Source organism: Lentilactobacillus parakefiri, from assembly GCF_002157585.1.
GTDB classification, from domain to species: domain Bacteria; phylum Bacillota; class Bacilli; order Lactobacillales; family Lactobacillaceae; genus Lentilactobacillus; species Lentilactobacillus parakefiri.
In genome coordinates this window covers 1-21777 of the sequence record NZ_BDGB01000034.1, presented here as the reverse complement: position 1 = coordinate 21777, position 21777 = coordinate 1, and the positions used below count along the sequence as shown (strand labels likewise).

Below are 21777 nucleotides of genomic sequence, written 5' to 3'. Positions count from 1 at the left end.
GTTTTCAAGACATATAGGACCGCACAGAAGACCTCGTAGAGGTCATATTTTCGAGGCTTAGTTCGCTTACGAAAATTTTCTAAAGCTGGTCGAATTAATTCAAATTGTTGCCGAGTAATATTGCTGGGATAATTTTTCATAGCTTAAACTCGCTTTTTACATAGAAGTATATCAAAAATCATAGATCTTGGACAGCTTCTTATAAATATGGGTTCCCTTTTTTAGCATTGCATACTTACTGGTTGGCTTGAAATAAGACCAAATAGAACCATCACTTCTAAATGCATTGTAAGGACGAACGTTATGAGAATCATTATTTTCGTAGTAAATAGTTCCATCAATTTTAAGTTCTAATACGTTATCTTGCTGGTTTTTGCTAATCCATTTAGCTTCAATTTGTTTCCTGGAATTTGAAAATGTTGAAACTGAATTGTCTTCATTTTTAGCGTCTTTGTACGAGCTATGGAGGTCTGTGCTATCTATATTCATGTCTAAGTAGGCTGGCCGCTAAGTGTCGTAGAAAAAGTCCGTGTTATCAGCAGTTCTAAATTTGTATTTTACTGCGGGGGAGTATTTATGCCACACAGTTGTATAACCCATTGCCTGGTAGTTTATCAGTTCTTTTTTGCCACTTTTATATTTTAGACGCCAGCGTCGGCTGCTTTGATACCCATACTTGGCCAAAGCGTTGAAGGTATAGTGAGATGAATCTACTTTAGCAAAAGCAAGCTTATGCCACCCGCTCCAAGTATTTTTATAAATTGTTTTTCCATCTAGTGCTACCGAATAAGTGTTCACATTCATTGTGCTGCCATAACTATTGGTGTAGGTTCCGCGCCAACTGCGTGGTGTGTAAGTATGATAGTGGTGGACCGGAAAATAGTTTGATGCGGATACTGTACTTGAGGCACTGAATGCGATCAGCCCTCCGAATGTTAAAGTTGTAATCCCCAATAACAAGCCTTGCTTAATTCTCATGATTTACCCCCGATAAAATTTATTTGGAAAGGGTGTTGATTTGGTAGAACGTGACCCATCAATATAAATCCGGATAACATTTTTGCTTAATTTTTTGACTGTCAGACGATGATCAACCCCATAGTCGGCTGCCCAGGCACCGTGAATCGTATATGAATGAGCACCAGTCTTTCGCCAATAGGTATTGGTTAATTGGAAAGGGGCTGCTTGCGTATAAGCGAAAGTCACAGAATGACTTTTTGCTTTGAAAGCAGCATGCGTTGAGAAACCATAAGCAGGTATATAAACTTGTCGTGTTCTCCAATATCCACGAACATTAGTTGGCGTCCCATCCCACCAGGTATGCGCTGAAGCATTAGCTGGATTAGTGAGCGTACCCACGCTCACCAACGTTCCGCTTAGCATTGCTAGCAAAAATATTTTTTTAATTTTCATAATATCCCCTCAACTTTAATCTATTTCGTTTACCGGTGTTCCATAAGCATGTACCAAGTCAGCATATGAATGGGGCAACGATCCATTTTCTTCTATATAATTAATATCCAAATTCCATTAGGACCGATTGTGCTTACAGGTTTTGTTTTTATAGTCATGAACGTAAAATGTGCCCATTCAGTTCGGCTATAAATGGTGGCATGAATGTGTATTACCCGTAGACTTAAAGTCTGACAAACGGAATCATCGCTTCTATAAGTATTGTAATGGACGGATGCCATGATCGTGATTGTTTTCGTAGTAGACAGTTCCGTCTCTTTTGATCTCTAAAACATTATCTTGCTGTTTTTTTACTGAACCATTTTGCCAAAACCGATTGCCTTGAATTTGAAAATGTAAAAACTAAATTTTCTTCGTCTATAGCATCCTCATAAGACTATAGAAATCGGCTCTATCTGTGTCTATATCTAAAATAAGTTGGTCATTAAGAGTCATGGAAAAAGTCGCTGGTATCGCCGATCTCGAATTGACGCTTTACTACGAGGTAGTATTTATATCAAACAGTTAGTACACTCATGATTCGAGAATGAATTAGTTCTTCTTCGCATTTTTATATTCCAAACGAGGTCTTCGGCTGCCTTTAAATAAAACTGTTATTAGCAACATTCAGCTATTGCCAATAACAGTTATTTGTAGCCAAATTGCGTTTGAAAAACCAAACTACTTGTACATGCCGCAACCCCGTTCTACACGTGGTTGTGACTGGTGGGGCGTGTTGCAGTAATGGGTAACCCCAACCGCGCCGGTGCAGAGTGTCAATGCAGATGCACATACAATCAATAATTTCATGAGTGCTCGCAACCTTTCAATGACTAATTACAGTCCATTTATACCTTCATTCTAGCATATTGGCCGAAATCTGACACTGCTGAAATTATTCTTACCATTCATCAAAGGCATTCTAATACTAATCTGCCATCTTTTCATTTTAGTTAGGGAATATAACCTGCGACAAGAGCTCAATAATAACAACGAGTCAGCAATAGTGTGTATTGAAGATCATCATTCATTTTGCGTAGAACGGATTTTAAGCTATCAACCATCCTCTATATACGATAATAATCAAGAAATATTGTAATATATATAAAATAATTATTTATTATGATATAAACCCATGGTATTATATAAGGGTAATCAAAGATTAACTTATTATTTGGAGGGTAGGAATATGAAGACAGGATATAATTATCGACGCCTGACGAGGGTGCTCGTAGTAACGCTAGTGGTTGCCTTCTCAATCTTAATTGCCGGTGGGTTGGCAATTTTTAAAAATGAGGCACCCCGGCCAAGTCAGATTGTTAACCAGAATGGAACTGAACTTATTTCAAAAAAATCATTATTATCTGGGCAAGCAGTCTACGAAAAGTACGGTTTAGCTGATTACGGTACCTATTTGGGGAATGGGTCATACTTAGGACCGGATTATACGGCCCAATCATTGCATATCTACTTGAAGGGAATGGACCAGTATTATGCAAAGACGTTGTATCATAAGGACTTTACAACGTTTAGTGACCTTCAGCAGGGTGGCATTAAGGCTAAAGTTAAGAAGGAAATTAAAGTCAACCGTTATAACAAGGCCAAACAAACTTTAAGGTTGACCGATGCACAAGCCGCAGGACTTAAAACGCTTCAAAGCTATTATCGAAAAGAATTTATTAATAATCCACAACAGGCTGGACTCCCGGCATCGATGATCAACCAAAAGAAAACCGATGCTTTCATGTATAAAGGCAATAAAGTGGATCAGTTAACGAGCTTCTTCTTCTGGGGTGCATGGTTATCTTCCACAAACCGACCAGATCGAAGTTTCACTTACACAAACAATTGGCCTTATGATCAGGATGCTGGCAACGTGATGCCCGCCGAGGCAATGGTTTGGACGGCTATTTCGGTTGCATTGTTAGTCGTTGGGATTGGCGTAATTATTTACTTCCAGCGTCGTTATCAGTTTGATATGGAATCACGGTATCTGCCAGATTCGCCGGTTGACATTGATCCGGATCTGCCGATTACAACCAGCCAGAAGAAAGTAGCCAAATTTTTCGTAATCGTGATGCTGATGTTCTTATTGCAGATTTTGATGGGAGAACTAATGGCCCATTATTATGTTGAGAACTCGTTCTTCGGTTTGCCACTGCAAAACATTTGGCCGTTTAACGTTGCGAAAGCCTGGCATCTCCAATCGGTTATTTTCTGGGTCGCAACCACTTGGCTGGCAACCGGAATCTACATTGTTCCTCGGGTACTTAGACGAGAGCCCAGAAATCAAGGAAAATTGGTTGATCTGTTATTTTGGGGATTAATTATTTGTGTCGGCGGCTCCATGCTTGGTGAATGGGGATCAACCCTTGGCATTATCAATAAAAATTGGTGGTTATTTGGTAATTCCGGTTGGGAATATCTTGAACTGGGCAAATTTTGGCAGATCGTCTTTATTTTGGCGATGGTCCTCTGGATTATTATTTTGATGAGAGGATTTATTCCTGCCATGAAACGCAAGGCGGATTATGATCGAACAAGACTGACGACCTTACTGTTCTGTGGAGCCATTGCGATTCCTGCTTTCTACTTAGCATCACTATTCATCCTGCCAAATTCACACGTTACTTTTGCTGACTATTGGCGTTGGTGGATTGTCCATCTTTGGGTAGAGGGGATCTTTGAATCATTTGCGGTGATCCTTATTGGTTGGTTAATGGTTGATATGAAGTTGACGACGGTTCGCTCAACAGTTCGAGCACTTTATTTCCAAGTGATTCTTCTTTTAGGTTCTGGCGTTGTCGGAATGGGACACCATTATTTTTGGGAAGGCGATCATTCAGTTTGGCTCGCTTTGGGGGCATGTTTTTCTGCGCTGGAAATTGTCCCACTCTGCTTGCTGGTTTGGGAAGCCTACACACATTACCGTGTCTACCGAGATACACAGAAGGTCTTTCCTTACAAAGGGACTTTTATCTTCTTGATGTGGACGGGGATTTGGAATGCAGTTGGTGCCGGCGCACTTGGTTTCTTGATTAACGCGCCTGCAATCAATTATTTTGAACATGGCACGCAATGGACTTCCGCCCACGCCCATGCCTCGATGGCTGGTGTTTATGGCATGTTCTCGATCGCAATTATGCTCTATACATTGCGAAATGTGACTAAGAAACAATTTTGGACTAAAAAAATGGAAAAGGCCGTTAGCTGGGCCGCCTGGCTGACCAACATTGGTCTTGCCGGAATGGTGTTCATTACGTTATTGCCAGTGGGCCAAATTCAATTAATCGATGCGCTAAAACACGGTTATTGGCACGCTCGGCTGCTCAGTTTCTATCACCAACCAGTCGTGGCGGGTCTGCTGTGGTGGTTCTACTGGTTATTGTCGTCAGGGCCTTCTTTAACCTGAAAAAAGATGATAATCGGGCTGCCACTAAAGCGCTAGAAAAATTGGCTGCAGAAGATGAACGTGAAGACGCAGCTGAATTAAAGAACGACTATTAAGAGACGGCGACAGGCAATTTGATCTCAGAACAAAAAGAAGCGCAGTTATTCGATTGAATAGCTGCGTTTCTTTTTGTTAGCTGGCAAAATCAGCCATTTGTTCCAAGTTTTATCAATCTGAACGGTGTATTAAAACTGTCATTAACCAGATTAAAAGCAGAAATCACTACTTTGAAATAGCTACCGCTTGAACTAAGGCCTAGCGTACTGATTACCCCTTTGAGCCCGAGTTGCCCCGCTGGCACTTGCTTGAGAAGCACTTTCATATTGATAGTTATTTGGGTTCTTGACTTCGGAATAGTATTTATCACTATCAGAGACAAATACCATGCCGCTGGCGGCCACCGTCCAGGAGCCATTTGTTGTCATCGTACCAGTTGTTGAGCCGGTACTTTGATGTGAGTTGGAAGCCTCAGTGGTATTTGATGAGGTCGATTGCCGCGATGAAGCGGAACTTGAATTGCGGTGTTGATATGGCTTGGCGTTATTACGACCATCGCTGTAATCAATCTTAATTCCTTCAGCATCATTAATGACCACAATTTGCGTATTTAAAACTTTATCTGAGGAACGGACGTCGACCACTGAACCCCGGGGCATTGTTTCACTTTTTTGGTAGAGTGGGGTGGTTTGATAATAAATGACGTGGCGGGTATTGGGATTATCTTTCCAGTAGCTCTCTGCGGCTTCCTCTGCCGCCCGCATGCCACCATTTTGGTCGGCACCGACATTTTGGTCGGCACCGACATTTTGTGGTCGGGTTCCGGTTGTGAAGTTGTTCGTTGATGTATACGATTTGGCGCCCAGCAAACTATCGCCAATCGAATGGCTGCGATTGTATAGATAACCGTGGTATGTCCGTCCAGTCAGACCAAAGTTAATGGCAACTAGCTTGTTTTCCGGCCATGCGGGCGGCTCTAGCGGGTCACCCTGGCGGCTGCCTTTTGACAAACGATACTCTGAATAGGTTAACACGGCTCGGGCGGTTGCTGATCGTCCCTGTGCATCCGCTGAGAAACGGTAATCCCCAGCACTTAATCCCGAAAAATGGCTAAAATGGGCTTTACCGGTTGTCTAATAATAATCACCGGTTGGGCCAGCTGACTCATTGTTGGTATAATCAATCAATTTCTTTAGAATAGTTTGATGCGGTTGAACGGTTGAAGGACTCTGTGAATGACGGTGGGGATCGGTTTTTACGGATTTTTTGGTATGGCTGTCGGCAGTCACCTGTGATGACTGCCTTTCAGATGATTGGTGGTTGTTTTCACTGCAACAAGTTATGCTACCACCGACGAAAATCAACAGGATGGCAACCAGTAGAATATGCTTATGTACTTTCACGTTGTAATCTCCCTCAAAAAATATATAGTTGGAAAAATGAATTGATCATCAAAATCGTACTACGAGAAAATTCAATCCACTAGCCATTATAATTATACAGGTGATTTCTAATGGTTAACAGGCGAACAAGCCAATTGTTGTGGTGGCCCAAAGAGGTCTCCATGCGCTACTAAAATTTTGTTCAATCATTTAGAAGACAAAGAAAAACCCGCGGGGAATTGCGTTCCTCACGGGTTTCATATAGGGTGACTATCAAAAAGATTAAACGTTCAAAATCTTATTCAGGAAATCCTGCAACCGTTCATTCTTGGGATGCTCAAAAATCTGTTCCGGCGTCCCTTCTTCAAGAATCTGACCATCGTCAACGAAGACAACGCGGTCGGCAACTTCCTTGGCAAATCCCATCTCGTGGGTGACCACGACCATGGTCATTCCTTGTTTGGCCAAGTCCTTCATAACAGCCAGAACATCGCCGACCATTTCGGGATCCAAGGCTGAAGTTGGTTCGTCAAACAACATGATATCCGGGTTCATTGCTAGTGCCCGGGCAATGGCAACTCGCTGCTGCTGACCACCGGACAATGACTGAACCGTTGCATCAAACTTTTCTTCCAGACCAACCGTCTTCAGCAACTGCTTTGCCTGAATGGCTGCTTTATCTTTGGTTTGCTTTTTGAGCTCAACTGGCGCCAACATGATGTTTTCACCAACGGAGAGGTTCTTGAATAAGTTGAAATGCTGGAATACCATGCCAATATTTTCTCGAACAGCATTAATATCAACGTCATTTCTGGCGATGTCGACATTATCAATCACGATTGATCCAGAAGTCGGTTCCTCTAACTTGTTCAAGTTGCGAAGGAGGGTACTCTTCCCAGATCCTGAAGGGCCGATAATAACGACCACTTCATTTTTTTGAACCGTTAAATTAATGCCTTTAAGAACTTCATTGTCACCAAAAGTTTTAACTAAATTTGTGACTTTTACTTTTTCGCTCATACCTTAGTTCTCCTTTGTACCCAATTTGATAACCAAGTTAATACCGTAATGATAATCAGATAGATTGCGGCCACAATCGTCCAGACTTTGAATCCTTCCAAGTTTCTCGCAATAATAATTTTACCGGTCTGGGTCAATTCCAGCAAACCAATAATTGAAAGAATCGAAGTATCCTTCAACGTAATGATGAATTGGTTAATAAATGATGGGACCATAATCCGAATTCCTTGGGGCAAAATAACCTTACGCATGGCTTTTCCAAACGGTAGCCCTAAACTTCTTGAGGCTTCCATTTGCCCTGGATCGACGGCTTGGATCCCGCCCTTAACAAACGCGGCGATATAGGCCCCTTCGTTAAAGGTCAGCGTGACGACCCCGGCGACGAAGGCTGGAATCTTTTGTCCCGTCAAACTCGGAATACCGGTATAAATAAATAACGCCAAAACCAGCAGTGGCATTCCTCTGAATAGGTAAATCAAAGTCGTCGAAGTTCCTTGACTAAATTTGTTTGGCACCACGCCCATCAAACCAACCAGGACCCCAAAGATCGTCGCAAAGAAGATCGAGACAACTGTCAGCCAAAGTGTTTCTTGAAGTCCAGATAATAGGGCACCCTTATTTTGCTTAATTAAGCCGATAAACGTGCGGTCTTCAGCATCGTTACCAGATGTCTTAGCAGCCGTTTTAATCTCATCAGCGCCCAAATATTTAGCTTTAATGCTATCATACGTTCCACTGGCTTTTAGATCTGCTAATCCTTGATTGAAGGCCTGCAGGAGCGCTTGATTATGGCCCTTTTTAACCGCGAACCCATATGGCGCATTCAATGCCGGCTTCGTGACAATCTTTAACTTGGTTCCTTGCTTGATTGCGTATTGCATGACTGGGTGATCTTCAAAGCAGGCAACTGAATTTCCCGTTGAGACATCTGCGTACATATTATTCGAATCATCAAAGGTGACGACTTTAAAGCCGTATTTTTTCTTGATACTGTTGGCATAATCGGCACCTGAAGTTCCAGTCTTGACTGCAACCCGCTTGCCTCTTAGTTCTGACAGCTTATGAATCTTGCTGTTCTGGGCCACGGCCATGACAACGCCAGAATTGAAATACGGCTTGGAAAAGTCGAATTGAGCCTTCCGTTCGTTAGTGATTGACATTCCGGCAATCACGCCATCGGCTTGTCCGGACTCCACGGCCTGGACAGCCGCGTTAAACCCGAGCGCTTTAATTTTGACTTTGAAGCCTTGTTCATTGGCGATTGCCCGGATTAAGTCCATATCAATCCCGACGTACTTGTTGTTCTTGTTGGCAAATTCAAATGGCGGGAAGGTGACATCGGTTCCAATGGTGAAGGTCTTGCCCTTTACTTTGGAATTATTTGCGGTTCCCAGATATTTGCCGACAATTTTGTCATAAGTACCGTTGGCTTGAATCTTTTTTAAGCCAGCATTGAATTTCTTAATCAACGCTTTGTGCGTACCTTTTTTAACACCAAACCCATACCAGCCTTGGTTGGCAGGTTTACTTGCAATTTGAAGCTTTAAGCCGTGCTTAATCCCATACTGAAGAACAGGCTGGTCATCGAAACAAGCGACTGAATTGCCAGTCGTGACATCCTGATATATGTTGTCCGAATCATCGAAGGTCACGGTCTTGAAGCCGTATTTTTTCTTCAAACTATTAGCGTAGTCCGCAGCGGCTGTTCCGGTTTTGAGAGCGACTTTCTTGCCTTTCAGTTGTTTAAAGCTGGTGATATCACTGCCTTTTTTGACGGCCATGACCGCCCCGGTCTTGTAGTAGGGGGTTCCGAAATCAAACTTATCTTTACGCTCCGGCGTAATCGTCATTCCGGCAATAATTCCGTCAAGCTGGCCGGATTGAACGGATTGCACCGCTGCGTTAAATCCAACCGGCTTAACATTGACTTTAAAGCCTTCCTCCTTGGCGATTGATTTGATAATATCAATATCGATGCCAACATATTTGTTATTCTTGTTGGCAAATTCAAATGGGGGATAAGTCACATCCGTCCCGATTTGATACGTCTTAGCTTGTGCTTGACTGCCTGGCAGTGCTAGACAGAACAAAATTGTGGCAAAAGCTGCCAACAATCCGAAAGCCATTAACACTTTGCGCTTCATGAATTATTCCTCCTAGACATATGTAATAAAGCATAACATATAATAATGAAAACATAATACCAGAAATTTATGATTCTGTATAGCATTGGCAAATTTGTGCAAACGGTGCCAAGTCCAGCGTGGCATTGCAAAATGCTGAGAATTATTAATTTTAAGTTAGAAAATGTGTTGACATTGATTTGGCAGTTTATCATAATAATCTTTAAAATTAACTTCGCATTTTAATGATCAGTTATACATATTATATTGGAGGAAATAAGTTGAAATTTGAAGAGTCGAACGTCTTACAGCAGTTACCCAAACAATTCTTTGCCAGTTTGGTCAAGAAAGTCAATGCCAAAGTGGCCACCGGTGCCGATGTGATTAACTTAGGGCAGGGGAATCCGGATCAGCCAACGCCAGATTTCATTATTAAAGCCATGCAGGAACAAACTGCTATTCCTGCCAATCATAAGTATTCCCAATTCAGAGGAGACCCAGAACTGAAGCTGGCAGCCGCCAATTTCTATCGGCGTGAATACGGGGTTACTTTGGATCCCGACAAAGAGATTGCGATTCTCGGCGGCTCTAAAATTGGGTTGGTGGAATTACCGTTTGCACTTCTGAATCCTGGGGATACGATGTTGTTACCGGATCCCGGCTATCCGGATTATCTGTCCGGTGTTTCATTAGCACAAGTCAAGTTAGCATTGATGACGCTGCGGGAACAAGATGACTTTTTGCCTGACTATCAAACAATCAAGCCCGAGGTGGTTGATGCGGCTAAGTTGATGTATTTAAACTATCCGAATAACCCAACGGGAGCTGTGGCAACGCCGGCATTTTATCAGCGGACAGTTGAATTTGCTAAAGCCAATCAGATTGGGGTGGTGCAAGACTTTGCCTATGGGGCGATTGGTTTTGACGGCCACAAACCAGTTAGTTTTCTGCAAACGCCTGGTGCCAAAGAAGTTGGTATCGAGATGGATACTTTCTCCAAATCGTATAACATGGCTGGCTGGCGGATTGGGTTTGCGGCGGGGAACGCCGACATGATTGAAGCCATCAATCTAATTCAGGATCATTTGTTTGTGAGTGTCTTCCCAGCCATCCAAAAAGCCGCCATTACGGCTTTAAATAGTGATCAGCAGTCGGTTCATGAGTTAGTGGCCCTTTACGAGAAGCGTCGGAATCAATTTTTCAAGGCTGCTCGGGCAATTGGCTGGGAACCTTATCCATCCGGTGGTTCATTTTATGCTTGGATGCCGACTCCCGCGGGCTATACCAGTGAATCATTTGCTGACTTGCTACTAGATAAAGCTGCGGTTGCAGTTGCCCCTGGCAATGGTTTTGGTCAGGGTGGTGAAGGATTTGTTCGAGTCGGCTTATTAATTGATGAGCCGAGGTTCACCGAAGCTTGTCATCGAATTGCCAAACTTCATCTCTTTGATTAGTCAAAAGCGCAAATAAGCACCGAAAATGATTGGCATTGCCGCCACATTTTCGGTGCTTATTTTTTTACCAATAGCCGAGCAGTTTAGTTAACTTGGCGCGGTTCAAATCGCGATTGGTGATCGTTGCCATTTCGGTTCCGTCCAGCCCACTCGTGGATTTTTCGACGGGTTTTTGCCAGGCATACTTGGCGATCATATTGCCGGTACTTGTCGTCGCATACATCAAATCCGCCTGATAACCGGTATGATCAAGCCCAAGTGTATGGCCGAGTTCATGTGCCAGGACACCGTCCCAGTATTGATCAATCGTAAATTGGGCAGCCAGGCTGGGCTTGATATACCCCAGTGGATATTTGGCATCGTGATAGTGGGACTTATCAATATAAATCTGCCTGCCGTCGTAAAGACCATCCCAGCCTTCTTTGGTGCCATTGCCAAACGAAATCTTCAAGGTATAGTGATTTTGACTTCCCATCTGAAAGACTGTTTCACCCAAGGCAGTATTCCATTTGTTCATGGCGTTTTGAACGTGTTGATTCAATTCCGGATCAGCGACGTAAATCAATGCCTGATGATCCTTGAACATTGAGGTCGGTGAAAAATGAAAAACGTTATAGGCTAAATCAAAAGTAGCTTCGTGAGTCTCATAATTCACCGGCTTCAGGCTTTGAATAGCTTCATCCGGGTTCATGTCAGGTGCTGCATTAATCAATTTCAGCAGTGACCTCGAAGACATTGCAACTTGGGCTTTGGTTAAATAACCGTGCCAAATATATCCGGTTATCGTTTTATTTTGGTTCGCAATATAATAGTAGATTGCTGTTTTACCATTGGTCTTTTTAACAGTCACGCGTTCAGTGGCGTAGAAGATCGTGTCCGGATAATTCTTAGCGTTGTGCGCCCTTTTGGTTAGGGTTGCATTACCATAAATAATCCCTTTGAAAGCTCGGTAAGCGGCGCTTCTTTGTGGGGTGGTTCGAATAATTTTGGCTGCTGTGAGCTTTGCATCAACCGAGGTTCCGGTTACATTGGCTATCCAGATAAATGAAAGCAGACTCACTATCAGCAGCATTAATTTTTTTACAACCCGACTCATTTGAACGCGTCTCCTCAAAGCTGCAAGTGTTTCCATTAATATACCATATTCAATTCATAATATGCTATTTATGGGCCCTAAGACTAATCAGAAATTGTGACCGTGAATCTTATCAGTGGTAATTTCTGGCATTGGCTCTACTAAATGGGCTGTATCCCTGTATTCGATACTCAGATGACTAATCTTTTTGAGATCGGCTAGGACCTGCTGATATTTGTGCCGGTCGTGAACCAAGGCTAATAACTCATGCGAACGGACCAGTTTAGTTTTTAGTTTCCGACTATAAATGAAGAAGTAATAACGATCATTAAAATGGTTGTCAACAATCACCAGCCAATATTGATAGTTGGGAATCCGTTTGAAGGATTGGCGGTACTTTTCAATTAATTCTCTTGATTCGGAAAGCATAGTGAAGACCTCCTGGATAAATTAAGCTTGATGGCCGCCAACCAGACCGGCACGCTCGATTGCTGTACCGCCCTTGGTCTTGGACGAAGCTCTGATTAATGTTTTATAGCCGTATTTTTTGCGAATGATGTCAATGGTTTGCTCCAGCTTTTCCTTTTCCAAGGTGGTGATGGGATCCTCAAACAAGCTGAAGCGGGTTTCACGTTTTTTTGAAAGCCGGTTGCAGCGGACGCCGACATTACGAACGGCACTGCCGTCCCACTTGGCTTCCAATAGATAGTGAACGGCATTGGCAATGCACTTAGTTGAGTTAGTGGGTTCAATGTGCATTTGAGCTGAGAAGTGCGTCCGTCCCTGCTTGTCCGCGGTGGCCATTCCAACGAAAATACTGACGACCTCAGCAACGACGTTGTTTTTCCGCAGGCGGGTGGCAACTTGATCGGCAATTTCACCAAAAACGGTTTTTAAATCAGCGAGTTCAGTATAATCACGCATTAATACCTGTGAGTTGCCATAGCCTTTATTGTCCGAGCGGGGGAGATAACGCTTCTCAAGGCTGGAGTAATCAATTCCCCACGCGTGGTAATACAGCTGCTCACCCATCACGCCAAACTTCTTCTTTAACAGGCGAACGTCAGCGTGTGCCAGCTCCTTGATGGTATAAATTCCTAATTGATTGAGTTTAGCAGCAGTGTGGCTGCCGATGCCCCACATATCGGCAAGGTTTGGAATCTGCCAAATAGTATTGGGAACGTCGATATAGCGCCATTCGGCCTGCCAAGGTTCTTTTTTCTTGGCGGCATTATCAAGCGCCAGCTTTGCCAACAAGGGATTTTCGCCGATCCCAATGGTGGTGACAATGCCAGTTTCTTTAAAAACTTTATCTTGAATAAGCTTGGCAATTTGAGTGTTAGAGCCAAATAATTTGTGGCTGTGGCTGACATCGATGAAGCTTTCGTCGATGGAGTAGGGAAACCAGTGAATATCATCGGTAAACTGACGGTAGATGCGGTTGATCCGGTAGTTAAGGGCGACGTAATCAGCCATGTGCGGCTCTACCATTTCAATGTCCATCTGATCATTAACTTCAAAGCGCCGAGTTCCCAGTTTGACGCCAAAATTTCTCTTGGTGTAGGGACTGGCAGCTAAAATGAGTCCACCGGAGGATTCTTCACGGCTCATGACGGCAATTTTGGCGGAGAGGGGATGCTCGCCGCGTTTGATGGCCTCAGTGGAAGCAAAAAAAGACTTGCAGTCAATGCACATGATATCGTGACTGGGTAAAAGATTGGGATTATCGAGAGGCGTTTGCATAAGGATCACCTGCGATTGGAAAAGTTTTATTGAGTACCTATATAATACGAACGTTTGTTTGGCTTGTCAAGAAAACCAGAGCGCGACGAGACCCGGGTGACCCCGGAACATAAGGCAGAAAGTCCAGTGATGAACGGGCCTAGTTCATCGCTGGACTTTCTGCCTTATGTGGTAGGGGTCAGGGGCGTCGGAGCGTATTTTCGAGGCCGAAGGGAGCAGTAAATATAATAAGCGCAACAAACTTGGTGGAATCTAACCCAAAATAACATAGGAAAAGTGGGTGATTATGTATAAGGATAATTCTGTCGGGCCAGAACCAACTCAAGCAAAAAACTAAAAAGATCAACAATCCCACAAAAAAAGCGCCCCGCCCAAGTTTTCCGCCTTGAGAAGAGTCGCTTCAATTTCATTTTTATCAATTATCATCAATTTCATCAATATCTTCAAAAATAATTAGTAACTAATTTGCTATCGAAAAATGATCTAAGCTAATCACCTGCAACTTTCAAGAAGACAGCGCCAAGCCCTTTATCAAAGGTGGCTTTCCAGTCGCCATTGCTGAGTGATTCGGGTAGTAGGAAAGTCCCGCTTGATACCCGTTGTCCAGCCTGTAGCGGCATGCCTTGTGATTCCAACTTTTCAACCAGCCAGTGAAGGGATTTTAACGGATTGTCTAAGACTTCTGAGGAAGCACCGTCCTTTAGCTTTTTGCCGTCATGGAATAGTTCACATTTAACGTTGGCTAGCTCATCGACACTATCAAATAAGAGATTGGTGTCTTTTTCATCACCGTAAACGACGTACCCACCAACCGCGGCATCAGACATAACCATATATTTTGATAGGCTTGGGAACCAGTCACTAAAGCGTGAATCAGGTACTTCGACAGCCGCGGCAACCTTGGTTTTGTTCATGAGGTCTTCTAAAGAATCCTGACTGCTGAGGTCTTCTTTGGCAGTAAAGAGCATTTCAACTTCAGCAAGTGGTTCCATGAGTTCACCACGGTGTAGGGTAACCGGTGACTGTAGGAAGTGGCTCTTGACTTGAGCACCATATAGGGGTGAGTCAGAGTCGAACATATCTTGAGTTTGCTTACTGGTAAGCGATACTTTGTAGCCGCCAACATCTTCGCCTTTAAGTTGGGTTAATCGTCTTTGAACCCGGTAGGCTGACTTTTCATCCTTAACGACACCATCGTAGTCGGACTCTTTTAGTGGTTTGTGTGTCTCATAAGCGTTAAATAATTTGGTTGCTAATTCATTTTCCTTAGTTGTTAATGCCATTGTTGCTTGTTCATCCATAAGCGTTTCCTCCATAAATTGTCTTTAATCCATGGATCCTCAACTGTATGTACAGTGGGGACCATTCAGTAACGTGAAATATATGTGTTGTTAGGTCAATGGCGCTATGTCGGTTGAAATTATGTGTGTGCAAAATCTGAATCTGACCAGGATTTTCATTGGAGCTGCTAATCACCGATTCCATAAGTCCTCACCACCTTAAATCATGACTTAAATTCAAATAAAAAAGCGTCCTTCAACTACCCAGAAATGGATAGTTAAAAGGACGCCTATTGCGCGGTACCACCTTAATTTGTAACGCTATTACTAGCATTACCTCACACGTACAGCTTTCGCGATACGCTGACACAATAATGGGTGCACCCAATGTAATCTACTAAACCTTTGATCACATAGCTCGGAGATGATAATCATCTAAGGACGTAAATTGCTTCACACCAACCAGCAACTCTCTTATTACGAACGAAAAATGATGTTTCTCTTCATCACTTTTTAATTTGAATTTAATGATTGTCATTAATTTACACCTGGTTATTTTGATTGTCAACCGTAAATTTGAAATTAATTATTTTTTATTGGGATTTTCCCGGATCACGCGAGCTGGATTTCCCGCGATGATGAGGTTATCCCCGAAGGATTTGGTAACCGTTGAATTCGCACCAACGATTACGTTGTTCCCCAAAGTCACGCCGGGAAGAATCACTGATCCGCCGCCAACCCAAACATCATTGCCCAGAGTCACTGATTTGCCCAGACCCACAAAGTTAGCCCGTTGTTTGGGATCCAGGGGATGATAAGCAGCATAAATTTGCACGTGGGGGGCCAGCATACAGTGATTACCAATGGTCACTGGGGCAATATCCAAGATGACATTATCATAGTTACAGATAAAATTGTCACCAACGTGAATGTTGTAACCAAAGTCACAGCGGAAGTTTGGTTGAACCCAGGGGCCTTTTCCGACTGAGCCGAACAGTTTGCGAACTAGAGCCTCTTTTTCTGCACCGGCTGTATCGTCCAGTTCATTCATCATCTTACATAAGCGGCGAGCTTTGGTTTCATCATTGGTTAATTCGGGATCCATCACCAAATATGGTTCACCCGCTAAAAATTTTTCCTTTTCAGTTGCCATGTGATTGTCCATCCTTTGTCGTAAATTAATTTACATTATATCATTATTTGTAAGTATAAATTATTATTTAACGATATTTATTAGGATAAATTAGAAATTGCCCAGCGACTTAATATCGGGTATGATAAATGCAATTAATGAATAATAATTGATTGTACTCAGTGGATTTGAAAGGACGCAGACAATGAAAGCAGTTATTACAGTAATTGGCCATGACCAAGTTGGGATTGTGGCAAAGGTTTCAGCGCGCTTGGCAACTTTGAAGGTTAACATTACCGACATTTCGCAGACCTTGATGCATGGTGACTTTACCATGATGCTCATGGGTGAGTGGGACGATAAGGATGTACAGTTTGAAGTCGTCAAACAGGGCTTGCAGGACTTGGCGAAAGAAACCGGTTTGTCGATCAATATTCAGCGTCAGGAATTGTTTGACGCAATTCAAAAACTGTAGGGGGTCGTCAAAGTGGAAACCAAACAAATTTTAGAGACCATTCAGATGATTTCTGAGGAGAAGCTTGATATTCGGACAATCACGATGGGCATTTCACTGTTTGACTGTATTGATAGTGATGGTACCAAAGCACGGCAAAAAATTTATGATAAGTTGACGACCAGTGCCAAAGATTTGGTGAAAGTCGCTGATCAGATTGAATCGGAGTACGGAATTCCCATCGTTAATAAACGAATTTCTGTGACCTCGATTTCAATGATTGCGGCTGCATGCCACGATGATAATTATGTTGCTTATGCGCAGACAATGGAAAAAGCTGCCGAGACGCTGGGCGTTGATTTGATTGGTGGTTTCTCCGCACTGGTTCAAAAGGGGTATCAGTCGGGGGACCGAAAGTTGATTGCTTCGATGCCGGAAGCGTTGAGTGAGACGCAACGGGTTTGTGGTTCTGTTAACGTTGGCTCCACGAGAGCTGGAATCAACATGAATGCCGTCAAACAAATGGGGCAAGTCGTTAAGGACTTGGCCGAAATTGATCCGGTCAGCTGTATGAGCTTGGTGGTTTTTGCCAACGCAGTTGAAGATAATCCGTTCATGGCTGGCGCTTTTCATGGCGTTGGGGAAGCTGACAAAGTGATTAACGTTGGGATTAGCGGCCCAGGAGTTGTTAAGCGCGCACTTGAACAGGTCAAAGGCGAATCGATTGACACGGTTTCCGAGACTATCAAAAAAACGGCCTTTAAAGTCACTCGAATGGGGCAGTTTGTCGGCAATGTGGCTGCCAAGGCACTGAACGTCCCGTTTGGAATTGTCGATTTATCACTGGCACCAACACCAAGCCAAGGGGATTCAGTTGCCGAAATTCTTGAAGAAATTGGATTGGAAAGTGTTGGGGCGCCAGGAACAACGGCTGCCTTGGCACTATTGAATGATGCCGTCAAGAAGGGCGGCGTCATGGCCTGTGAACATGTTGGCGGCCTGTCAGGCGCCTTTATTCCTGTGTCTGAAGATAGCGGCATGATTAGGGCTGTTGAACACGGTAATTTGAATTTGGAAAAATTGGAAGCAATGACGGCTGTTTGTTCAGTTGGCTTGGATATGGTGGCCGTTCCGGGCGACACGCCGGCTGAAACAATTAGTGGGATGATCGCAGATGAAGCGGCAATTGGTGTGATCAACAATAAGACGACAGCGGTTCGGGTGATCCCAGCTAAGGGCCAGAAGGTCGGTGAGCAGGTTGACTTCGGCGGGATATTTGGGTACGCACCGGTAATGCCGGTAAATACCAAGAGCCCAGCCAAGTTTATCCAAAGGGGAGGAAGAATTCCAGCACCGATTCATTCGTTTAAAAATTAAGCGCGCGACGAGACCCGGGTGGCCCCGGTATATAAGCTAAAGACACCCCCTGATGAACGTTTTTTGTTCATCAGGGGGTGTCTTTAGCTTATATGTTAGGGGTCAGGGTCATCGAAGCGTATCTCAAAGGCCGAAGTGAGCAGTAAAGAAAATAAGTGCTTTAAACCCGGTAGACTACAGGAAAAAATAAAATCGTACATGCACTAATGAACGGTTTTTGTTCATCAGGGGTTGTCTTTTGCTTATACGTTAGGGGTCAGGGTCATCGCCAAGTAGGCTAGGCAGGCTTTCAGCCGGCCGTCGAAGCGTATCTCAAAGGCCGAAGGGAGCAGTAGAAAATGAGCGCGGGCTACAAATCTTTTTCCACGACAACACAGGGCACACCGTCTTCATAAAAGACATCAGAAGTGATTTCATAATTCAAACGTTGATAAAACTTGATGGCGTCCATTTCGCTATGAATCAGTGAATGAGTAAACCCCATTTGCTTGGCCTTGTCTTCAAGAGCACTGACAACTTTTCTACCAAATCCATGTCCACGGGCTTCTTTTAAAGTTGCAACTCTGCCAACTTTTAGGGTGTGATCGTTATAAGTTTCAAATCGACAAGTGGCGGCTGGCCGTTTACCGTCGAATAGGACCGCATAAACCATGTTGTCGGAGTCTTTTTGATCGAATTCGTCTCGAAAGGCGATCCCGCGTTCCAATACGAAGACTGACATTCGAATGTAAGCTGCAGCAGCACGAGCTGGTTTGGAACTCTCCACAATTAATTTCATGATGGTCTCCTTAAATTTCATATTAGTGTAATTAAGAGGGTGTTTCCGATACTTCCCGAATGGTAAAAGTCAATTGCAAGTTTTGATTATGTCTTAATTATTCGGCAGATTAATGGTAACATGAAAACCAGTGATTCAAAATTATGAGACAAAACTGAAGATTTGTTTAAGGATTGATTTGGCAAGCGCTTTTAGTAGATTGAAGTGCAAAAACTTCGTAAAATATGCATAGATAGACAAAGGGGGTTGGCATTAGCAATGTCACGTAAAGAGAAGTTCGCAAAAAAGCCCAGGAAAAAATTATGGACACGAATCCTGATCGGTTTCGTGTTGGTTCTTTTTGGTGGCTTCGTGGGCTCTCATTTCTATTTTCAAAATCATTTTAAATTCACCAAGATCAATGATGTTGATGTTTCTGGTTTGACTGTTGCTCAAGCAACCAAGAAGCTGAACACCTCACATATCGATGAAGATGGCAATTATTTAGTTGTTCGGGATTCAAAGATCAGTTTGAATTCTCAGGATGTTAAGAAATTATTTAAACACCGTAGTTCAATGAGTGCGATGACTTCTGCCAAGCTGAGTGCAAAGTCTGATGTGACTAACAAGCAGCTTAATTATCGTTTGAAGACTTTATTGCCCAAATTTGAGAATCGGATTGATCAAATCAATACTAGCCGGAAGCAAACCGTTGATTCTAAGGTTATTTTAAAGGATGGCAAGATTGTTGTTCAACCTGGTCAGCAAGGAAGTACTTTGGACAAAGCAAAGATGGTCAGCAACTTTAAGAAACAAGCAAAGTCCAGTCTACTGATTTCGGTTAAAATGACCAAGGATGCTTACGTTAAACCAGGCAGTTCGCAAATTGCCAACCAAAAGAAACAATTGGCGAATGTTTTGAACAATACGGTCACTTTGAATACTTACAATAAGACTTACAAGTTTGTTGCCAAGCGGTGGGTTACAAACGGTCATCCAACTGCTAATGGCAATTACAAGTTTGATTCTACCAAGGTTAAGCGCTGGGTCGCTCAATTTGCCAACAAAGTTGATACACTTGGAAAATCAGTGTGGATTACAACTCACCAAGGTAAGAAGGTCCGCGTTCATGCCGGCGGAACATACGGGTGGAAAGTTAATCAGAAGGTTTTGACTAAGAATATATTGAAGAATCTTGGCCGATCGCATTCAGTCACGATGAACTTAAGCCACTACGCAGTCGGAACGGGCTATGGTATTAAGGGTTCCGGTAAGACCTACGTTGCAATTGACCTGCAAAGGCTTCACGAATATGTTTATAAGAACGGGAAGCTGATGGCTAACATTCCGATTATGTCTGGAACGTTGACCGGCGGTAACCGAACGCCTCAGGGTGCCTTTTACATTATGTACAAGCAGCGCCACGCTACTTTGAGAGGAAAGAACAGTGACGGATCAAAATACGCCTCACCAGTAAGCTATTGGGAACCATTGACCAACTCAGGTGTCGGGATGCATGATTCACCATGGCAGCCAGCGTCAGTCTATGGTAATCCAAGTGCCCGGGCTCAGTATCATTCTCATGGCTGTTTGAATAATCCGCCCTCACGAATGGGTGAGGTGTGGAAGAACACGCACACTTTAGAACCGGTATTTATTTATTACTAACAAGGAATAAAAGTAAAGTTGGGACAAAAATAATTATCGTCTCAACTTTACTTCCGCATGGAAATATTCCATAGTAAAAACGTGAAAATTAAAGCAGTTTCCAGAATATAAGCCAGCCATCCAAATATCCAAACCCAGGATATTCGGATGGCTGGCTTATATTCTGGAAACTAACCGCTTTAAGTTCCACTGTATCAGCACCTTTGCTACTTGGCCGAAACGTGCAACAATCGGCTGATCCCTGCCATGTAAGGCAAATAAGTAATCATTCCAAACCCGGGAATAATCACTTATTTGCCTTACATTCCGGGATCAAAGCGCCTCTTGCTCCACTCTTTTTGATTTGATGTATGGTAATATAATGATAAATAGTGAAATGGGGTGAACAATCGTGCATTTATACAAGCACGTTGATATTAGCAATAACCGCAATTTGGTTTATGGCTTGAACGTGGCCGCTGTTATCGCCTTTTTGGGCTTCTTGTGGCTGTTTGGCGGATTGGTTGGCTCAATGACTGTCAAATTCAATAAAGACTACTTCGTTTGGCTAATTGTCGCGTTATTAGTAATTGTGACGATTCATGAGGTTCTTCATGGCATCCTTTATAAAGTGTTTAAGCCAAATGGAAAAATTAAAGTCCGCTTTAGAAGTGGGATGCTATCTGTATCAAGCCCAAAATCCCTTTATACCAAAGGTCAGTTTATTTGGATTGGTGTCACCCCGTTTGTCGTCATTTCGTTAGCGTTAATTGCAATGTTTCTGCTAGGGTGGCTACCTGGAGAGTTGTTTTTATCATTGGCCGCGCTTCATGGTGCCAGCTGCGTGGGTGACTTCTACCTCGTATGGCTGGTGATAAGTTCACCAAAGCATTATTACATTAGTGACCGGGAAAATGGCATTGATATCTATTCGCCCAGTTGAGAGCGAGTCCGATGAGGCGCACCTCTTAGACATATAAAACGAAATAGAAAAAGGGATTGCGGTCAAGACTTGAATCTTGGCTGCAATCCCTTTGTTGTGTTTTGTTTTGTTAATCTTGAACCAATATCTTGATTCCTAAATACAAATTGTAGATAAACATCCCCAGGTCCACTAGGGCAACCAGCGCGATTAACGCTAAGAAAAGGAACCCAGTGAATGCAGCTTTCTCGGAAACAACCCCGCTGATACCAGCAATTAGAAAGGTGAGGATTGTTAGCACAACCGGGATCAAATGCAGAATGAATGCGTGTCTGGCAGTATCGTGCATGTCCCGATTATTGTCTGAGATAAGCCAAACGATGAACGGGAAAATGAATGGTGCGAAGATAATCGAAAGATATGACAACGAATTAACAAGTTTGTTTTTTGCCTCAATTGTCAAATCAAGTGCAACACTAAGAATCTATTCTTAGAAGTGGTCTAGTTGCTA

At 43.2% G+C, this 21777-nt stretch carries 17 protein-coding genes, 2 pseudogenes and 1 other annotated feature; of the genes and pseudogenes, 6 read left to right on the top strand and 13 right to left on the bottom strand.

Annotation, left to right across the window (positions count from 1 at the left end; translation table 11 throughout):
* From LPKJCM_RS13425 to LPKJCM_RS03045, 3 genes and pseudogenes are all read right to left on the bottom strand, one after another.
* A pseudogene (locus LPKJCM_RS13425) lies at positions 1–140 on the bottom strand (IS5/IS1182 family transposase); the annotation flags it as partial.
* 367 nt (positions 141–507) lie between these two features.
* Positions 508–978, bottom strand: coding sequence for a hypothetical protein (locus tag LPKJCM_RS13420; protein ID WP_057962769.1), 471 nt, complete (start codon positions 976–978; stop codon positions 508–510).
* Positions 979–981: 3 nt separating this feature from the next.
* Positions 982–1413, bottom strand: coding sequence for a hypothetical protein (locus LPKJCM_RS03045; protein WP_057962768.1), 432 nt, complete (start codon positions 1411–1413; stop codon positions 982–984).
* A gap of 1228 nt (positions 1414–2641) precedes the next feature.
* Here LPKJCM_RS03045 and LPKJCM_RS03040 point away from each other — a divergent pair.
* Positions 2642–4864, top strand: a complete 2223-nt coding sequence (locus LPKJCM_RS03040) for a nitric-oxide reductase large subunit (RefSeq protein ID WP_225364103.1) — start codon at positions 2642–2644, stop codon at positions 4862–4864.
* A 287-nt stretch (positions 4865–5151) separates the two neighbouring features.
* Here LPKJCM_RS03040 and LPKJCM_RS03035 read toward each other — a convergent pair.
* The 3 genes and pseudogenes from LPKJCM_RS03035 to LPKJCM_RS03025 all read right to left on the bottom strand — a co-directional run bounded on the left by LPKJCM_RS03035 (position 5152) and on the right by LPKJCM_RS03025 (position 9446).
* Positions 5152–6303: pseudogene (locus LPKJCM_RS03035) on the bottom strand (DNA/RNA non-specific endonuclease).
* A gap of 261 nt (positions 6304–6564) precedes the next feature.
* On the bottom strand, positions 6565–7302 hold the full coding sequence (locus LPKJCM_RS03030; protein ID WP_057962767.1) for an amino acid ABC transporter ATP-binding protein: 738 nt from the start codon (positions 7300–7302) through the stop codon (positions 6565–6567).
* Positions 7299–9446, bottom strand: coding sequence for an amino acid ABC transporter substrate-binding protein/permease (locus LPKJCM_RS03025; RefSeq protein ID WP_094193568.1), 2148 nt, complete (start codon positions 9444–9446; stop codon positions 7299–7301). The genes LPKJCM_RS03030 and LPKJCM_RS03025 overlap by 4 nt, the downstream gene beginning before the upstream one ends.
* Before the next feature lie 260 nt (positions 9447–9706).
* Between LPKJCM_RS03025 and LPKJCM_RS03020 the strand changes: the two genes are divergently transcribed.
* Entirely contained in the window at positions 9707–10879 is a 1173-nt protein-coding gene (locus LPKJCM_RS03020; protein ID WP_057962766.1) for a pyridoxal phosphate-dependent aminotransferase, read from the top strand.
* Between the two features lie 64 nt (positions 10880–10943).
* Here the strand turns inward: LPKJCM_RS03020 and LPKJCM_RS03015 are convergent, their stop codons facing one another.
* From LPKJCM_RS03015 to LPKJCM_RS02990, 5 genes are all read right to left on the bottom strand, one after another.
* Positions 10944–11975, bottom strand: coding sequence for a matrixin family metalloprotease (locus tag LPKJCM_RS03015; RefSeq protein ID WP_057962765.1), 1032 nt, complete (start codon positions 11973–11975; stop codon positions 10944–10946).
* 87 nt (positions 11976–12062) lie between these two features.
* Positions 12063–12383 (bottom strand): hypothetical protein, encoded by a 321-nt coding sequence (locus LPKJCM_RS03010; RefSeq protein WP_057962764.1) that lies wholly within the window; start codon positions 12381–12383, stop codon positions 12063–12065.
* Between the two features lie 21 nt (positions 12384–12404).
* Positions 12405–13697 (bottom strand): Y-family DNA polymerase, encoded by a 1293-nt coding sequence (locus LPKJCM_RS03005; RefSeq protein WP_057962763.1) that lies wholly within the window; start codon positions 13695–13697, stop codon positions 12405–12407.
* Between the two features lie 488 nt (positions 13698–14185).
* Positions 14186–14998 (bottom strand): 2-keto-4-pentenoate hydratase, encoded by an 813-nt coding sequence (locus LPKJCM_RS03000; RefSeq protein WP_087069532.1) that lies wholly within the window; start codon positions 14996–14998, stop codon positions 14186–14188.
* Between the two features lie 258 nt (positions 14999–15256).
* Positions 15257–15493 (bottom strand) — a binding site (T-box leader).
* Between the two features lie 70 nt (positions 15494–15563).
* Positions 15564–16130 (bottom strand): sugar O-acetyltransferase, encoded by a 567-nt coding sequence (locus LPKJCM_RS02990; protein ID WP_057962761.1) that lies wholly within the window; start codon positions 16128–16130, stop codon positions 15564–15566.
* A 184-nt stretch (positions 16131–16314) separates the two neighbouring features.
* Here LPKJCM_RS02990 and LPKJCM_RS02985 point away from each other — a divergent pair, with 184 nt between their 5' ends.
* Together LPKJCM_RS02985 and LPKJCM_RS02980 are read left to right on the top strand one after the other, a co-directional pair.
* Positions 16315–16584, top strand: coding sequence for an ACT domain-containing protein (locus LPKJCM_RS02985; protein WP_057962760.1), 270 nt, complete (start codon positions 16315–16317; stop codon positions 16582–16584).
* A gap of 12 nt (positions 16585–16596) precedes the next feature.
* Positions 16597–17940, top strand: coding sequence for a PFL family protein (locus tag LPKJCM_RS02980; protein ID WP_057962759.1), 1344 nt, complete (start codon positions 16597–16599; stop codon positions 17938–17940).
* Between the two features lie 349 nt (positions 17941–18289).
* Here LPKJCM_RS02980 and LPKJCM_RS02975 read toward each other — a convergent pair whose 3' ends face one another.
* Positions 18290–18718, bottom strand: coding sequence for a GNAT family N-acetyltransferase (locus LPKJCM_RS02975; RefSeq protein ID WP_057962758.1), 429 nt, complete (start codon positions 18716–18718; stop codon positions 18290–18292).
* Between the two features lie 258 nt (positions 18719–18976).
* Between LPKJCM_RS02975 and LPKJCM_RS02970 the strand changes: the two genes are divergently transcribed.
* Positions 18977–20365: a L,D-transpeptidase family protein gene (locus tag LPKJCM_RS02970; RefSeq protein WP_057962757.1), complete on the top strand. Its 1389-nt coding sequence runs from the start codon at positions 18977–18979 to the stop codon at positions 20363–20365.
* 391 nt (positions 20366–20756) lie between these two features.
* On the top strand, positions 20757–21287 hold the full coding sequence (locus tag LPKJCM_RS02965) for a DUF3267 domain-containing protein (RefSeq protein WP_057962756.1): 531 nt from the start codon (positions 20757–20759) through the stop codon (positions 21285–21287).
* A 109-nt stretch (positions 21288–21396) separates the two neighbouring features.
* Here LPKJCM_RS02965 and LPKJCM_RS02960 read toward each other — a convergent pair whose 3' ends face one another.
* Positions 21397–21729: a magnetosome magnetite crystal formation protein family gene (locus LPKJCM_RS02960; protein WP_225364101.1), complete on the bottom strand. Its 333-nt coding sequence runs from the start codon at positions 21727–21729 to the stop codon at positions 21397–21399.
* Positions 21730–21777: the final 48 nt, after the last annotated feature.

Excerpts from the sequence above, each read along its gene's own strand:
- LPKJCM_RS03045 (WP_057962768.1), bottom strand. The coding sequence starts at position 1,413 with ATGAAAATTAAAAAAATATTTTTGCTAGCAATGCTAAGCGGAACGTTG.
- LPKJCM_RS02990 (WP_057962761.1), bottom strand. The coding sequence starts at position 16,130 with ATGGCAACTGAAAAGGAAAAATTTTTAGCGGGTGAACCATATTTGGTG.
- LPKJCM_RS03040 (WP_225364103.1), top strand. The coding sequence starts at position 2,642 with ATGAAGACAGGATATAATTATCGACGCCTGACGAGGGTGCTCGTAGTA.
- LPKJCM_RS03015 (WP_057962765.1), bottom strand. The coding sequence starts at position 11,975 with ATGAGTCGGGTTGTAAAAAAATTAATGCTGCTGATAGTGAGTCTGCTT.
- LPKJCM_RS03025 (WP_094193568.1), bottom strand. The coding sequence starts at position 9,446 with ATGAAGCGCAAAGTGTTAATGGCTTTCGGATTGTTGGCAGCTTTTGCC.
- LPKJCM_RS02975 (WP_057962758.1), bottom strand. The coding sequence starts at position 18,718 with ATGAAATTAATTGTGGAGAGTTCCAAACCAGCTCGTGCTGCTGCAGCT.
- LPKJCM_RS03005 (WP_057962763.1), bottom strand. The coding sequence starts at position 13,697 with ATGCAAACGCCTCTCGATAATCCCAATCTTTTACCCAGTCACGATATC.
- LPKJCM_RS02970 (WP_057962757.1), top strand. The coding sequence starts at position 18,977 with ATGTCACGTAAAGAGAAGTTCGCAAAAAAGCCCAGGAAAAAATTATGG.
- LPKJCM_RS03010 (WP_057962764.1), bottom strand. The coding sequence starts at position 12,383 with ATGCTTTCCGAATCAAGAGAATTAATTGAAAAGTACCGCCAATCCTTC.
- LPKJCM_RS03000 (WP_087069532.1), bottom strand. The coding sequence starts at position 14,998 with ATGGATGAACAAGCAACAATGGCATTAACAACTAAGGAAAATGAATTA.
- LPKJCM_RS02985 (WP_057962760.1), top strand. The coding sequence starts at position 16,315 with ATGAAAGCAGTTATTACAGTAATTGGCCATGACCAAGTTGGGATTGTG.
- LPKJCM_RS03030 (WP_057962767.1), bottom strand. The coding sequence starts at position 7,302 with ATGAGCGAAAAAGTAAAAGTCACAAATTTAGTTAAAACTTTTGGTGAC.
- LPKJCM_RS13420 (WP_057962769.1), bottom strand. The coding sequence starts at position 978 with ATGAGAATTAAGCAAGGCTTGTTATTGGGGATTACAACTTTAACATTC.